Raw genomic sequence first — 15,404 nt, 5'->3', positions numbered from 1 at the left:
CTATATAGATAATAACATTCCTTTATTTACACATTAATATTTAATTAATTTAGGAAACGGTTTGCAAATGCTTCATCTCTACCGATTGCTTCATCGATTGAATGCGGATATTGGACATCTTTCACTCTAAAAAATTCTTTCGTGTTTGTTCTATTAATCACACCACACTGAATTAATAATTGCAAATAAGACATAATCGCATACGAATAATGCCCATCGAAATAGGTCAGTGTTCTTGTACTGCATACTCCTCTTTCTATTAACTCTTTCATAAAGCGGTAAACATCTTTAAAAGTAAAATGGGTTTCAATTGCGTAGGTGGAAAGGTGAATGAGGATCAACGTCTGCCAGATATGAGGTGAAGTCTCGATCCATTGATGATTTTTAGTCGGCCAGCCGGCTTCGATTGGGTATAGGTAATGGGATATCTTTTGTTGTAAACAGTATTGACGAAAAAACTTCTGAGGGCCAGTCGGATAAGGTGTAACGCTATAGCGCCATTTCTTTTTAATCGTGAGCCATAATTCGTTCGAGGGTTGTTCCAGTGAGAATTCGCCTTTAAGTATCGTTTGAAAAGGAACTTCACGGATTTTTCTTGTAACTAGATGAGATAACGTAGATTGGGATGACAGTGACTTACTGTTCATTAAGGACAAAAATTGCTTTGTGTCAGGACAATAATAGTGCAGAAAATTATTCAATTTAGCATGAGGCTGTAGTGCTGCCCATTCAATGGGAGATAGTGAGAAGAGTGATGAGGATTTACGTGTGATGCGATTACCGCCAAAAATCCAAATGGGGATTATATCTTGTTGTAAGTAGCCATGTGTTCTTTTTTCAAAAGTAGTAAGAGGGAGAGGTGAACATTGATATTCGATCGCGTAGTATCGTCCGTCATAATGAACGAAAATATCAGGCCTTTGATTAATAGAGGATAAATAGGGCTCAAGTAAAGCTTGAATGTGTTGAGACTGAATCCAGTCATAAAGTTGTTCCTTACCTGACAAATGATAATCAGATTCAGCTTCTAACTCAATTGAACATTTTACTTCTCCATAATGAGAAAAATGCCATCTTCTTTTCGTACCTAGCTTTAGTCTCACAGGTTTCTTACAGACCGGACAGACAAAACGGTAATTGAGACGAAGATTTTCTAACTGTTCCTTCTTCCAGCCTCGGACTAAACTAATTCGTTTTCGATCTTCTGTATATGCGACGAGCAATAGCCTTTCCTCCTTAAAATTAAAGTCAGTTTTACTTTCTACTGTTCATGTTCAATTCCTCCTGTCTTTATAAAACTTTACAAATATAAAAGACTTTCTTAATAAAGAAAGTCTTCTATAGCAGTGGGCTTAACAATCGACACGTTGATTCCATCAATCGATGTATAACCGACCGCTTCTTGAACAGTTCTAAATTCATTTGATTCGAGTGCTCCAGATCAAAAATATAATCACTTACTAGTTTTGTCACACTTTTTGTACGATATAAATATGCATTGACTTCAAAATTCAGGTGAAAACTTCGCATATCCATATTTGCTGTTCCAATCGAAGCAATTTCATTATCTACAATTATTAGTTTACTATGCATAAAGCCGCGGTTATACTCATAGATTTTTACTCCTGCTTCAAGGAGTTCAGGAAAGTACGAACGAGATGCGTAGAACACAATCCGTTTATCAGGACGATTTGGTACTAATATTCTAACATCGACACCACTTAAGGCTGCTATTTTTAAAGCACTTAAAATATCATCATCTGGTATAAAATATGGTGAGGCAATCCAAATCGATTTTTTAGCAGAAGATATCATCGAGAAGAACAACTTTTTAATGACTTCCCAGCGCGTATCTGGACCGCTGGCAATCATTTGTACGCCGCCTTCATCATTTCGTTCAACAAGTACAGGTGAAAAATACTCCGGATCAAGAACAGCTTCCTTTGTTACATAATACCAATCTTTTAAAAAAATAAGCTGAAGTGTTCGTACGGCTTCTCCTCTGACATATAAATGCGTATCTCGCCAATACCCGAAATATTGATCTCTTCCTAAATATTCATCACCAATGTTAAGTCCTCCGACAAAGCCAACATGGCCATCAATGACAACAATTTTCCGATGGTTACGATAATTAATTTTATGAGTGAAGTAAGGCAATTTAACTGGAGCAAAAGGGCGCATTTCTACTCCGGCTTCCCGCAACTCCTGTATATATTTTTTGGAGAGCTTCCAACTTCCAACCGCATCATATAAAAATCTTACCTTTACTCCTTCTTTCGCCTTTGCAATTAATACATCCTTTATTTCTTGCCCTACCTCATCGTGTCGTACAATATAGTAAACGAGATGAATGTGCTGTTTAGCCATTTTCAATGTTTGTAAAATATGGGCGAAAGTTTCTTTACCATCGGTTAAAACTTTAGTTTCCGTAGAAAAAGAAATTGGATTATTTCCTAACCGATGAGCTAATCGAAATAACAATTGTTGATGTCCGCCCATTTTTTCGAGCCGGGCTTCATCAATTTGTCGGTTTCCTTCAATATTTTCAAACGCTTGTTCATCATGAATGGCCTTTTGTATAAAGGAACGCTTTTTGCGATAATTCTGACCAAATAAAAGATAAAAGAAAAAACCAACAACTGGAAATACACCTAAAACCATTAACCATGTAAGCGTCTTGGTTGGGTGTCGGTTTTCAAAAAAGATTACAATTGCAATAAATAAGACAGACATAGAAAATAAAATACTAAATGCCCCTACAATCCAACCTTCCCAGTAATCTCTAAACAAATAAAGAACACCAATAAGTAACAATAAAAAAGCAATAACATTTAACCTAGTTTTCATAATTTTCTCCTTTAATGAAATTGCAATTTGGAGAGACATACATCAATGCTTAAAAACTTCCCATCTATAACTACATAGCCTTTGTGTAATTACTTTCAGTTAATCTTGACGTTGGCTATACAGTCAACCGATAATCAACAAGTCCGATGATAAAAAAGAGGCTGACTCTTATATTAAGTATCAATCTAACCACATGTCATACATAGAAGGAAATTCCTATAATATGATATGCGAGAAAAGAAGACACTTATGAGTCGGCCTCACTAAACTCTAAACTATGATCACTCTTTAGTTTGGGAGTGGTTTAAATTAAAGTGGTTACGTACAGTTGTTAATGCACAGTCTTTCATAACTAACTTGCCGTATTCTTGAATACGATAAATCGTAATTTCAGATTCATAGCCAAATTCTAGAATTTGACTTAACATATCATCTTGCTCATCCTCATCATAACGTTCGTCGTTAAATAGGACATGAAGATAATATTTCCCATCGTAATGATAAAGTTCATTTTCCATTCCTTCAGGAACAAAACTATGACTTAAAGCAATCAAGTCTTCGAAATCTGCAAAGCCAATAACGAGTTCTAACAGCTCATTATAATCTTCTTCAAAGCCTTCCTGAGACTCTCCATTACCAAACTGGGCATCAAGCATTTCAACTATGTTTTGGTCTACTGGAATATCGGCCATTTTATCATTTGAAAAAGGAATTTCTAATTTTACATGACCATCTGAAATTTGACCTCTAGTCACAACAATCTCTAACCCTTTATCTAAAGCTTGTACCTGGATCCACAACGGACCTTCAAGCTCAAATTCTTCACGATCATGTGCCTCACTCATCATTTCAAAAAAGAGTTCTTCGCCTCTTTCTCTGTTATACCAAATTTCATCCCGATCGAAACCACGGGACTCGATATCCTTATACGTAATATAAAATTTAATCGTCGATTCATTTACTCTTTCGATTTCCATAACTCTCTCCCTCCAGACATTATCAATCAATAGAAGAGTTCCTTCTGATTGATATTCATAGCTACCAAACGACGTAATCCTAACTAAATTTCAACTACTCATTGAGGGTGTATTGTAAGTTAGAGTTTATCTATATTACTTCTATTGTATGACAAAATCAACGGAATTGGAAATTAAAAACGGGACAATTTTATTTTTTTTTAGAATTGTACGTCAGCCCGTTTAGATTTATGTTCTGAACTTCAACTATGACGTATAGACTAGCAATAAGACAACCTTCTAACCTTAATATCAGGCTATGCTTAGTATTAACTATTTATTATGAGTGATTACGGTTTGTTTTGTCAATGAAACAGATAAGGATGATTATTTAAATGGATATTGATTTTTTAATTTCTCTCTTAACTATAATTGGTATCGATATTATTTTAGGTGGAGATAACGCCATCGTTGTTGCTCTAGCTTGTAGAAATCTTCCAAAAGAGCAACGAAACAAAGCGATTGTACTAGGAATAGGACTTGCTTTAGTTATTCGTATAGCCTTAACCCTAGTTGCCGTTCAACTTCTAAAAGTACCATTGTTATTGGCTATCGGTGGAGCATTATTAATTTATATTGCATACGATCTGATTTCACAAATGAATAACGAACATAATGTACATAGCGGGACGAGTATATTAAGTGCCATAAAAGCAATTATTATTGCTGATTTTATTATGGGTGTAGACAATGTAATTGCTGTTGCTGGTGCAGCACATGGCTATCCCTCTCTTGTTATTCTTGGATTAATCATTTCAGTACCGATAATTATTTTAGGCAGCAAGCTCATCCTGGTCATTTTTGAACGGTTTCCATTCGTGATATATATTGGTGCAGGGATCCTTGCATTTACTGCCGGCAGAATGATTACCCACGAGGAAAAACTAGCTCCATTATTTGAAAGTCACCCTATCATTACTGTTATTTTTCAACTATCTGTTATTATCGGCGTACTTCTTGCTGGTTATTTTAAACGACACGGTTTTCTTACCAATTTCTCAACTAGATACTAACGAAAAAGAATACAAAAAGAGGCTGAACGATCTATCAGCCTCTTTTTACATTTAGTTGACCATCTTTTGTGCTTCCATCAAATGGAATGTTCTTACTTTTCTTGGTAAGAAGCGACGAATTTCTGCCTCGTTATATCCAACTTGTAATCTTTTATCATCAAAGATAATTGGACGACGAAGTAATCCTGGGTTTTCACTAATTAACTTAAATAAAGTTTGTAGCGGCAAAGCTTCTAGCTCAACATCAAGATCTTGAAAAACCTTTGAACGAGTAGAAATGATTTCATCTGTGCCGTCCTCAGTCATTCTAACGACCTCTTTTACTTCATCCACAGTTAACGGTGCAGCAAAAATATTTCTTTCCTGAAACGGAATATTATGTTCTTCTAACCAAGCTTTCGCTTTTCTACAAGATGTACAACTCGGTGATGTTAATAGGGTTACCATAAATGGACATCTCCCTTCAACAATGTATATCAACATCATTACAATAAATTTTTCCTTACATAAAGCATTATACAATAATAATTCTAATTTGAATACCCCTATTGAAAATATTATGAACACAAATTATACAACATGCTCACGTTAGAAACATCCCTCTTTACAAAAGTCTTTTCCCTCCTGTCTTCAAGAATAAACTTCCCTTTTTTTAACCAAGCTTCCTTCATTTATATAAAAATGACATGAAAATAACATAGTTGTCACATGATTGTCACATCATATTAAAGTATTCTAGTTTATTCAGTCTAACAATATATAGTAATTTGAATTATATAAATATTTTAAAATGGTTGTTAAGATCAAGTATTAGGAGTGACTGTCGTGTATAGAACGAGGCAATTTAAGTTCGCTTTAATTTTTTTTCTACTACTATTATTTACAGGGTGCGCAACAGATGATATTACGAGTGATAGTGCAGAAAGACAATCATTATTAGTTTCTGTTGATCAAGCTAAGCAATCAAAAATACGTCAGTCTCTAGAATTAAATGGTCAAATATTACCGAAAGAACAGGTCACGCTATTCACAGTTGCACCTCTTGAAGTGAAAGAAGTACATAAAAAAGTAGGTGAAGAAGTTAACAAAGGTGATTTATTAATTACCCTAGATGCAGAATTGGCAAGAGAACAAGTGAGTCAAGCTAAAAAAGCAGTAACTGAACTTGAAAAAGCTCTTAATCAGGCCAATGAGTTAAATCGCACTGCTCAAAACGAAGCACAAAGACTTCAAGCCCTTCAACAAGAACTTGAACAATCTTTAAATGCTACGAGAAGCGTGATTGAAAACCTTGATGAAGAAAATGCGGATGTAGCATTACTTGAATTTATTCGCAATTCACTTGAACTGAGTCTTAAACAGGCTGAACTTTCTCAAGCAGCTGGCACAATACAACAAGTTCCGCGAATTAATACGACTGAATTAGAAATTCAATTGGAAACGGCTAAACATAATGTAAAGCAAGCTGAACAAGGTGTACAAGCCACAAAACTTCACGCACCCATTTCTGGTGTAATTGCACAAATGGATGTAACCGTTGGTCAAATGGCAGTACCTAACGCTCCACTAGCTGTCATTGTTAATTTGGATCCTGTTGTGGCTACTTTTTCTGCAAACAGCTTTCAAATTTCAAAGATCCAACCCGGTATGGATGTATCCATAACAATTAATGGGATAAACCAAGCCTATAAGAATTTAATTACAACCGTTTCTCCTGTTGTTAATCTACAAACCAATACTTTTACTGTAGAAGCAGAAATAGATAATCCTGAACGTATCATTAAAGGCGGCATGCGTACGACTGGAGTCGTTGATTTAGGAACGATTGATGAAGCGATTGTCATTCCGATAGATAGTATTTTGTATGAGGACAATGAAGCCTTTGTTTTTAAAGTTAATGATGCTACTGTTGTCAGACAATCCGTTGAATTAGGTTCAAGGGAAGGCAATCTTATTGAAGTTCTTGAAGGAATTAAAGTTAATGATACCGTCGTAACGACTGGAAAAGAGCGTCTTACGGAAGGTGCACAAATTACGATACGAAACGAGTGAAACACACTATGAAGATTGCGAAACTATCTGTTCTAAGACCCGTTGCGATGGGAATGGTTATTTGCCTAGTCCTCATACTGGGCATCGTTTCATTACGGGATTTATCTGTAGACTTATTTCCTGAGCTTAGTTTTCCTATCGTTGCCGTCACAGCCTCCTATGAAGGTGCGGGGCCTGAAGAAATTGAACAACTTATTACACAACCTATCGAAGAAATGATGTCTAGCCTGCCTAGGGTAGAGTCTGTTTCTTCTACATCAAGGACGGGTGGGGCTCTAATTCTGGTCGCCTTCGATTGGGGGACGGATATGGATTTTGCTACTCTTAATATGCGTGAACGGATAGATATGATTCGAGAAGGATTGCCAAATGAAGTGCCAACTCCACAAGTACTTCGTTTTGACCCAAGCCTCCTCCCCATTGTGCAGCTAGCTGTAAGTGCACCAGATGGAAATATTATTGAAGCTAGAAAATTAGCTGAAAATGATATTAGTCCGCTGTTGGACTCAGTGGATGGAGTCGCTTCGGTTCAAATTGAAGGTGGGGCTGAACAAGAAATTCAACTTCATGTTGACCCTAATCGCTTAACCGCGTACGGATTAACTTTAACTGAACTACAACAAATCATTGCTAGTGAAAATTTAAACCTTCCTGGTGGGCAGCTTCAAGATTTTAACTTGAATTTACCTATTCGAATAACAGGGCAATTTACTTCAATCTACGATATAAAGTCGCTGCCAGTCCCAACCAGAGAAGGAATATTACCATTATCCGATATCGTTCATGTCGTTGAAACTTTGAAGCCAACGACTCAAGCAAGTTATTTAAATGGACAACCAAGTGTAGGAATTTCTGTTCTAAAAGCTTCCGGAACAAACACTGTCGCTGTTGCTCGTAATATCAACCGGCAATTAGAAGGATTAGAAGATCTTCTGCCAGACGGTGTAGAAATTCGAACAATATTTGACCAAAGTCGTTTTATTGAACAATCCATCCGTGCTGTCGCATGGAATATAGTGCTCGGAAGTATTTTAGCTGGTACCGTTCTTTACCTGTTTTTACGTAATTTACGGAGTACAATGATTATTGGATTTTCAATTCCAATATCAATTATCACAACTTTCTTATTTATGTATTTTAGTGGTCAAACCTTAAATGTCCTAACACTCGGGGGACTCGCACTTGGCGTAGGGATGATGGTCGACAATGCCATCGTTATTTTGGAAAATATTTATCGGCTCCGTCAAAAAGGCCTGTCAATTAAAGATGCTGCCATTGAAGGTACGACTGAAATTGGTGGTGCAATCATTGCGTCCACGCTCACTACTATTGTCGTCTTTTTACCAATTATATTTGTTGATGGGCTTGCGGCTCAATTATTTAAACCACTCGCTTTGACGGTTGCCTTTTCTCTATTTGCATCTTTATTTACTGCTCTAATCATTGTCCCTTTACTATCCTCCACTTTTATGAAGGTCAATGAAGATTCGTCATTTTTTCAGCAGGGGTTCCAAAGGTTGTCTGCATTTTATAAAAAAGTTTTAACAAAGTCTCTTAAGCGTCCCAAAACCGTCCTATTTGGTACTTTTGCTTTATTTGCAATATCTCTTGCAGGTATTCCTTTTATAGGAACTGAATTTCTTCCTGCTCAAGATCAAAGTTTTATAAGCATAGACACACGACTGCCAGCTGGAAGTTCACTTGAAAGTACTCAAGAAGTAGCCAACGAAATTGAAGAACGAATTAAGGAACTGCCAGAAATTGATTTAATCTATGTTACTGTTGGCGGGACTGATAATTTTACGATTGGGGCAGGTACACAAACGAACCGGGCCTCGTATAGTATTTTGTTGAAAGAGCCTAACAAACGAGCAAAAAGTGATTTAATTGTCGCTGAGGACATTCGAAATCTGCTACAAGATATCCCTGGTGCTGAAGTTTCCGTATCAGCAAGTGATACAGGATTTACTGAAAATCCTATTTCCATTACGGTAAAGGGTCGAGATTTACAAACATTAAATCAGTTATCTAACGAAGTCATTCGTTTAATTTCAACGGTTGAAGGTGTCAGAGAGCCGTCTTCTAACTTTACTGTTGGCAGTCCTGAAATTACCGTTTCGGTTGATAGAGAACGAGCGGCTAACTTCGGGGTTGGCAGTGCCCAAGTTGCTAGTGCCGTAAATAATGCTACGAGAGGGATGGTAGCGACACGATTAGCAAGAGGTGGAGATGAACTGGATGTAAGGCTCGTCGTCGAGGAACGATATACGGCTTCTGTCGAAGAATTGAGTCAACTGCTGATTGACACTCCAACAGGTGAACGGATTCCGCTTGAAGCAGTAGCTACCATTGCAAGAGACCAAGGACCAAGCACCATTCGACGTGCTGACCGTCTTCGTGAAGTAACGGTAACAGCGTCTATACTAAACAGGGATTTGGGCAGTGTCGTTAATGATATTCAAGAAGTACTAAAGGAAGAGCTTGCTCCTTTATTACCTACAGGCTATCGAATAAGTTTCGGCGGACAAAACGAGCAAATGAATGATGCTTTCTTTAAGTTAGCCGGTGCCATCGCTCTAGCTGTCGTTTTAGTCTATATGGTAATGGCTGCTCGCTTTGAATCGCTGTTCTACCCTTTTATTATTATGTTTAGTGTACCGGTGACACTCATTGGCATCGTATTTGGTCTATTAGTAACCTTTCAGCCATTCGGTGTAGGTTCTTTAGTCGGGATTTTAATCTTAACCGGGATAGTTGTTAATAACGCGATCGTATTAATTGATTACATTAATACTTTAAAGCAAAAAGGCCTTTCAAGCTTTGATGCTATCGTTGAAGCAGGTCCTACCCGCTTACGCCCCATATTAATGACGGCTTTAACAACGATACTCGGTCTCATACCGCTGACGTTAGGTTTTGGAGAAGGAACCGAAATACAGCAACCAATGGCTACCGTCATCGTATTTGGACTAAGCTTTTCTACGTTTATAACGTTAATTTTAATTCCTGTGATTTATTACGCGTTTGACTTAAGAAAACAAAAAAAGCAGTTAAAAAAGCAAGAAATGCAAACATAATACGTAAGTAGTTTTTTGTAGCAGTTGGACCGTTTTAAAAAGCTTCTGTCTTTCTTTACGTTATAGTGTAAGAACGAAGCTTTTGCATTGATTAACGGTCCAATAGTTTACAGCCAAAATTATTTTAGAAAAGAGGCTAGAAAAAAAAGCAGATCTCAACAACATGTATTGAGTCTGCTTAAATACTTTACTATGCAATTGTTTTCGTATTGGTGGCGGGTCTACGCTTTGGAGCTTCTCTTAAGTTCCTTAATTTTTTCCGGAGCATTTCTTTTATTAGTTCACGCTTTCTTCTTTTGCTCTTCTCTCTCCCCTTCATCGTTCTCACCACCTTACATAGCAAATTAGATTTGTTCTTGCTGTTCAACTACCTCTTCATCAAAGGTTAGTACATCATCGACTGGACTATAAGACTGACCATACAATTGCTTATCTTTGTAAGTGTGAATTGTTTCATACGTTTTCTTCATTTTATCATAAATACTTTCTTCCGACTCATCCGTTGGCGACCAATATAGGATCTCAAGTTCGTTAATTTCGTTTGTTGCAAGTGAACGTCGACGATAACCAATGGATTCAGCATGTTTAAAACCTTCTCTTGCATAGAACCGCTGTCTTTTTTGTGTATCTGTATCTTCATAATCAATTGGTTCTACTTCAAGAATAATCGGTTTTCCTTTCTTTTTCAATTTATCAATTAATTTTTTTCCTGTCCCTTTTCCCCTTGCATCTTTAGACACGAACAAGTAGTCGATAAAAACAAAATCTTCCATTTCAACATACATGAGAACGTGTTCTTTACTCTCATCTTTAAAATAAATATCCGATTTTTCGGCTAGTAGCAACTCCATGTGTTCCTTTGATTTCATTTCTTCAATTGGAAAGTACTGATTTAGTTTTTCATACCAATTCACTTGACTATGACCTCCATTTGTCTTTAGTCTCTTTATTATATGCAAGAATGTTACAACGATAAACGGTACTAACAGGAGGTTATTGCCAACATTTAATAATATTTTATCATTATCAGGTCTCTCTTCTCTTTCTTATATAAATCCCTTCATTTCCTCGCAGATGTTAGCAATCTTTCCCTTTTTGTTAGTACATTAACGAACTGAACAATTAAAGCGATCTCCTTTTTTGAAATCCCTTTCATTTTTCGCTTACCTTCTGTACAATAAATGGTAAGAGGAATCATCAATAGGAGGATGGAAGATGGCTAACTTAGTTATCGACTTTATTTTACTTGCACTTTGTATCATCGGTTTAACTGCGTTAATGGGTACTATTACAAACGTATTTGGAATGAAAGTATTTGGACGAGGAAATGTCGACAAATTCAAAACAAAATCGTCAAGCATCCAATCCGGTTGGAAAAAAGTCGGCGGTAGGTAGGAAAAGTGGAGGTGGCCGTTTAGCGACGTATGGACTGGAGCCCTCCGTATGAGATAAAGGATACACGGTGACGCAAGGAGCCGATGTTGACTTATCGTAAGGAGGAGAGCGAAGTCCACTAGCCGATGGCCGCTGGAACTAGACTGAGAAAAGTGGAAACGCTCGTGTAAAAGGGTGACCGAAACCATTTCGGTCACCCTTTTATTTATGGAGTATAATTGACACCTGGCGTGTAACGATTACTTGCATTCCACAAAAGATATTCGTTAATCCCATTGTCTTTCAATGCTTTGATCTGTGCTTCAACTTCGTCTTTGCCGTAGCTTTTATAATTGCCTGCTCCTAACCAGCTAGCAGTAAAATCTTGGATCCATGGCCTTGATACAGGAGGCGTGTCTAATTGGCCTAATAATTCATTTTCAACTTTTGCATAGGCGTCAACGAGCTCGTATGGATATAGATCAGGCTTATCAATTCCAAAATACGAGGTCCAGTGACTTGGATAAATCATTGAAGAAATAACATCAACATTTTCAGATATCTTCAAAAAGTTCTGCCCAATGCCTGGAGCTTCGGGAATTGTCGCTGCATAGCCAAAGATATCAACAGATACGTCAACATCGTATGGTGCTAATTGTTCCCTCGCGTAGGCAACAAAATCTGCTACTGCAGTTACTCGCTTTTGTACGTTATCTCCGTCCCCACCTTCATATTCTCCGACACTATATTTTAACTCCTCATCTCGGCGTTCAAATCCTTCAGGAAAGCGGACATAATCAAATTGAATTTCTTTGAAGCCCATCTTTGCTGCTTTTTCAGCGATTGCTACATTATAATCCCACACTTCTTTTAAAAACGGATTAACAAACGCTTCACCACGACGGTTTTTCCATACTTTTCCGTCAGCAGTCTTAAAAGATAACTCCGGTTTCTTTTCTGCCAATACAGTGTCTTTAAAAACAACAATTCGAGCGATTGGATAGATTTCCCTTTCTTCCAATGTTTTCATTAGATCTTCTGTGTTTTTAATATAGTTTTGTGAAATGTTATAAAACGGTGAGTCATCTTCAGGTTTATAAGTTAAATACCCATGATCATCTTTAATATCGATAACCATTGCATTCAGTTCAGTGGAATCAATTAATTCCAATAAACTGGTCATCCTCTCGCCACCTGCTGAATTTCCAGTCACATATATTCCTCTAACAGCGTCAGGATATTTGAACGTAAAACCTGAATCAAAGACAAAGCGTGCCATACGGTCTGGAAATGCCAAATCTTTTTTTACGATTTCCTTTACCGAATGATCTTGAACCGATTTACCCTCGTTCCCTTCAGCGTGTACCTCTTGTACAGTTACAAAAAATGAAAAAACAACCATATTAATAAAAAGTAGCTTTAATATTTTTTTCCCCATCTTCTCACGCCTTTCATGCCTTTACAGTTAGGATTTGTCCTTTTTTTATATGTATGTCTCAATCCTCGTCTTTAACATCAATATCTTCTGGGATTTCTTCCAATGCTTCTCTTCGCAACTCCTCAAACTTTAATTCCAGTTGCTGTTTATGCCATTCGAATTGGTCTTTATTCACTAGATACTGTTGTCCGTCAAAGATAGCTTTTACATTCCCTTTCCGAATCTGTTCAATTAAATACTCATCGGGTAAGCTTAAATATTCTGCAAGTTCTTTTACTGAAATATACATAAATATCTCCTCCAAGGAAATTATATCCTTAATCATACAGGATGACCATGACAAAAAGAACTACCATAATAGAACTAATGATGCATTTTGTGGTATAGCTTGTTTTTTTGTCCTATAAACAATTTATGGTTGCAAAATGAGTCCTTCCTCAATATAATAGAAAAAATACCTTGAAAATGTAAGAGAAGATCTAACCATGAGGAGGGAAAGTAAAATGAGAAATGTTACACTACTGGAAATTTATAGTCATCCTATAACTCAAAAGTATGTAAAGCGTTCTGGTTTAGCACATGCAATTGCAACTGCATATAATGCCCTCAAGCTTTCAATAAAATATGATGTTAATCCCGACTTAGCAACGAAAGCTGCCTTTCTTCATGATATCGGACACTACACATGGTATAAAGATGGTGAATGGGACTTTGAACTTTATAAAGAAAATGATATTCACGCTATTAAAGGTGCAGAGCGAGCTCATAAATTGTTAGTTCGACTCGGTGAAGATCCCCGAAAAGCAAAGCAGATTGCTTTAGCTGTACTCCTTCATACGGACTCGTATCTGCCTGATGGACAACTGGAGCGAAATAATTTACAAAAAGTTGTAGCAATTGCGGATGAAATAGATGAGGAACCAAATGGAGAACATCATTATCGGCAAATTAGTAATGAAAAAGCTTTACAACAAATTAAGCATTTAGATGCTTTAGTTGATGCACATATTGCTGAGCACTTATATAGGAAGTCTGTCTGAAAAATCTTTGGTGGCTAAGCCAAAGATTTTTTATTGACGATGAAATGGATCGTATGATAAATTGGACTTAATCACATATGCCCTAAAAAGGGGAGTAGCGACCTTTCAAGGTTAATGAGTCGTCATTACGGTGGTCTTCCACTCGGTTCATTAAGCTTTGTTTTGAATAACAGACAAAGTACGCAAGACCTTTTTATGAGTGTTTAATTTTCAGGGTAAACTCTCATAAAAGGGTCTTTTTTGTGTGGAAATATAGAGAGGGGAAACGTTTATGGTATTTATCATTTTTATCTTATGTGCAGCTATCACAGTCATCTGTGCCATTAAGCTTTCCACATATGCTGACGCTTTAAGTGAAAAGACAGCATTAGGCGGTATGTTAGTTGGTACGATTTTTTTAGCAGGAGCTACTTCACTTCCAGAAGTAACAACAAGTATTTCAGCGATCGTCCTTGATAATCCAGATATCGCAATTGGTAATGTTCTTGGAAGTAATATGTTCAATTTGTTAATCTTAGCTAGTTTTGATTTATATTATCGAAGAAAACAAATTTTTAAAGGTGCTTCTGGAGAACATTTTTACACTGCAAGTATTGGATTATTACTAGCTGTAACAACTCTATTAGCCTTAACATTAAGACTAAATATTACTCTTCTTGGAGTAGGAATTGATACACTCATAATAGTAACAATATATGCTGCTGGGATGTATGTGCTCACCAATCGAGCGAAAAAAGATACGGTAGGATATGAAGAACCTGAGATTGAAGAAGAAAATAAACTAAACACATCAGCCATTTCACTAAAAAGAGCCATCTATGGATTTATTATTGCAGCGGTAGTTATTTTAGTCTCAGGTTCCTTTTTAACCATTACTGGTGACCGGATTGCAGTCATTACAGGGCTTGGGTCCAGCTTTGTAGGAAGCTTTCTCATTGCTGCAACAACTTCTTTACCAGAAGCTGTTGCTGTATTAATTGCTATCCAATTAAGAAATTATAATTTAGCAATTGGTTCGATACTCGGTAGTAATCTTTTTAACATGTTGATCCTAGTAGGTACTGATGTGTTATATCAAAAAGGTGCTGTTCTTTCTTTTGTTTCACCTGTAAACCAAATCACCGCTGCAGCTGTTGCCGTTCTTTCTGTGATCGTACTTTATTCATTATTAAGAAAGAGCTATCATTCAGCGACATCGTATGCTTTTCCTTCGGTCCTGTTAATTATTATTTACTTTGTTTCGTCTTATCTTATTTTTGTTCATTAAATAATGATTTACACTTAGTCCAAACGTCTAAGGAATTCCAATAACGTGGAAAGAAATAACAATATAATTAGTACACAAAAAAGGTTGGGTTTTTCTTGAAAATTACCCCAACCTTTTTTTATTTAATGTGTATTGCAATTATTTAATTAAAAATTAAAACACCCATCAGATCGTTATCATATGAAGGACACTTCATTCCAAGTTCTGCTTTGGTTTATCCTTCATTGGCTTTATGAAGGACATTGCACTCCAAATACTGCCTTAGTTTGTCCTTTAT

The 15,404-nt window shown here is 36.7% G+C and carries 14 protein-coding genes; 6 read left to right on the top strand and 8 right to left on the bottom strand.

Annotated features, from left to right (window positions below):
* Window positions 1-44: 44 nt before the first annotated feature.
* The 3 genes from AC2VNP_RS16745 to mecA all read right to left on the bottom strand — a co-directional run bounded on the left by AC2VNP_RS16745 (window position 45) and on the right by mecA (window position 3,827).
* Complete coding sequence (locus tag AC2VNP_RS16745; protein ID WP_486918431.1) at window positions 45-1,223, bottom strand: competence protein CoiA; 1,179 nt, start codon at window positions 1,221-1,223, stop codon at window positions 45-47.
* Window positions 1,224-1,338: 115 nt separating this feature from the next.
* Window positions 1,339-2,850, bottom strand: a complete 1,512-nt coding sequence (gene cls / locus AC2VNP_RS16740; RefSeq protein ID WP_486918430.1) for a cardiolipin synthase — start codon at window positions 2,848-2,850, stop codon at window positions 1,339-1,341.
* 281 nt (window positions 2,851-3,131) lie between these two features.
* Window positions 3,132-3,827: an adaptor protein MecA gene (gene mecA / locus AC2VNP_RS16735; protein WP_486918429.1), complete on the bottom strand. Its 696-nt coding sequence runs from the start codon at window positions 3,825-3,827 to the stop codon at window positions 3,132-3,134.
* 374 nt (window positions 3,828-4,201) lie between these two features.
* On the opposite strand from mecA, the gene AC2VNP_RS16730 reads away from it, so the two are divergent.
* Window positions 4,202-4,879, top strand: coding sequence for a TerC family protein (locus tag AC2VNP_RS16730; RefSeq protein WP_486918428.1), 678 nt, complete (start codon window positions 4,202-4,204; stop codon window positions 4,877-4,879).
* A gap of 51 nt (window positions 4,880-4,930) precedes the next feature.
* Here the strand turns inward: AC2VNP_RS16730 and spxA are convergent, their stop codons facing one another.
* Window positions 4,931-5,326: a transcriptional regulator SpxA gene (spxA, locus tag AC2VNP_RS16725; RefSeq protein WP_486918427.1), complete on the bottom strand. Its 396-nt coding sequence runs from the start codon at window positions 5,324-5,326 to the stop codon at window positions 4,931-4,933.
* A gap of 378 nt (window positions 5,327-5,704) precedes the next feature.
* Here spxA and AC2VNP_RS16720 point away from each other — a divergent pair, with 378 nt between their 5' ends.
* Window positions 5,705-6,931 carry an efflux RND transporter periplasmic adaptor subunit gene (locus tag AC2VNP_RS16720; protein WP_486918426.1) on the top strand — a complete coding sequence of 409 codons (1,227 nt, stop codon included), beginning with the start codon at window positions 5,705-5,707 and terminating at the stop codon, window positions 6,929-6,931.
* Window positions 6,932-6,939: 8 nt separating this feature from the next.
* A complete protein-coding gene (locus AC2VNP_RS16715; protein ID WP_486918425.1) occupies window positions 6,940-10,008 on the top strand; it encodes an efflux RND transporter permease subunit in 3,069 nt (1,022 codons plus the stop codon).
* Window positions 10,009-10,198: 190 nt separating this feature from the next.
* Here AC2VNP_RS16715 and AC2VNP_RS16710 read toward each other — a convergent pair whose 3' ends face one another.
* Both AC2VNP_RS16710 and AC2VNP_RS16705 read right to left on the bottom strand, forming a co-directional pair.
* Window positions 10,199-10,327 carry a hypothetical protein gene (locus AC2VNP_RS16710; RefSeq protein ID WP_486918424.1) on the bottom strand — a complete coding sequence of 43 codons (129 nt, stop codon included), beginning with the start codon at window positions 10,325-10,327 and terminating at the stop codon, window positions 10,199-10,201.
* 25 nt (window positions 10,328-10,352) lie between these two features.
* The gene (locus AC2VNP_RS16705) at window positions 10,353-10,922 is read right to left on the bottom strand and encodes a GNAT family N-acetyltransferase (protein WP_486918423.1); all 570 of its coding nucleotides are present in this window, start codon (window positions 10,920-10,922) and stop codon (window positions 10,353-10,355) included.
* A 301-nt stretch (window positions 10,923-11,223) separates the two neighbouring features.
* Between AC2VNP_RS16705 and AC2VNP_RS16700 the strand changes: the two genes are divergently transcribed.
* On the top strand, window positions 11,224-11,403 hold the full coding sequence (locus tag AC2VNP_RS16700) for a hypothetical protein (RefSeq protein WP_486918422.1): 180 nt from the start codon (window positions 11,224-11,226) through the stop codon (window positions 11,401-11,403).
* A 205-nt stretch (window positions 11,404-11,608) separates the two neighbouring features.
* Here the strand turns inward: AC2VNP_RS16700 and AC2VNP_RS16695 are convergent, their stop codons facing one another.
* Window positions 11,609-12,820: a putative glycoside hydrolase gene (locus AC2VNP_RS16695; RefSeq protein ID WP_486918421.1), complete on the bottom strand. Its 1,212-nt coding sequence runs from the start codon at window positions 12,818-12,820 to the stop codon at window positions 11,609-11,611.
* Window positions 12,821-12,878: 58 nt separating this feature from the next.
* Entirely contained in the window at window positions 12,879-13,109 is a 231-nt protein-coding gene (locus AC2VNP_RS16690) for an excisionase family DNA-binding protein (protein WP_486918420.1), read from the bottom strand.
* A 214-nt stretch (window positions 13,110-13,323) separates the two neighbouring features.
* Between AC2VNP_RS16690 and AC2VNP_RS16685 the strand changes: the two genes are divergently transcribed.
* Both AC2VNP_RS16685 and AC2VNP_RS16680 read left to right on the top strand, forming a co-directional pair.
* A complete protein-coding gene (locus tag AC2VNP_RS16685; protein WP_486918419.1) occupies window positions 13,324-13,860 on the top strand; it encodes an HD domain-containing protein in 537 nt (178 codons plus the stop codon).
* Between the two features lie 271 nt (window positions 13,861-14,131).
* Window positions 14,132-15,127, top strand: a complete 996-nt coding sequence (locus tag AC2VNP_RS16680) for a sodium:calcium antiporter (RefSeq protein ID WP_486918418.1) — start codon at window positions 14,132-14,134, stop codon at window positions 15,125-15,127.
* Window positions 15,128-15,404: the final 277 nt, after the last annotated feature.

The sequence above is a fragment of the Alkalihalobacterium sp. TH-98 genome, assembly GCF_057473385.1.
The sequence above is the reverse complement of the archived record's forward strand: the minus strand, read 5'-3'. Positions and strand labels throughout refer to the sequence as shown.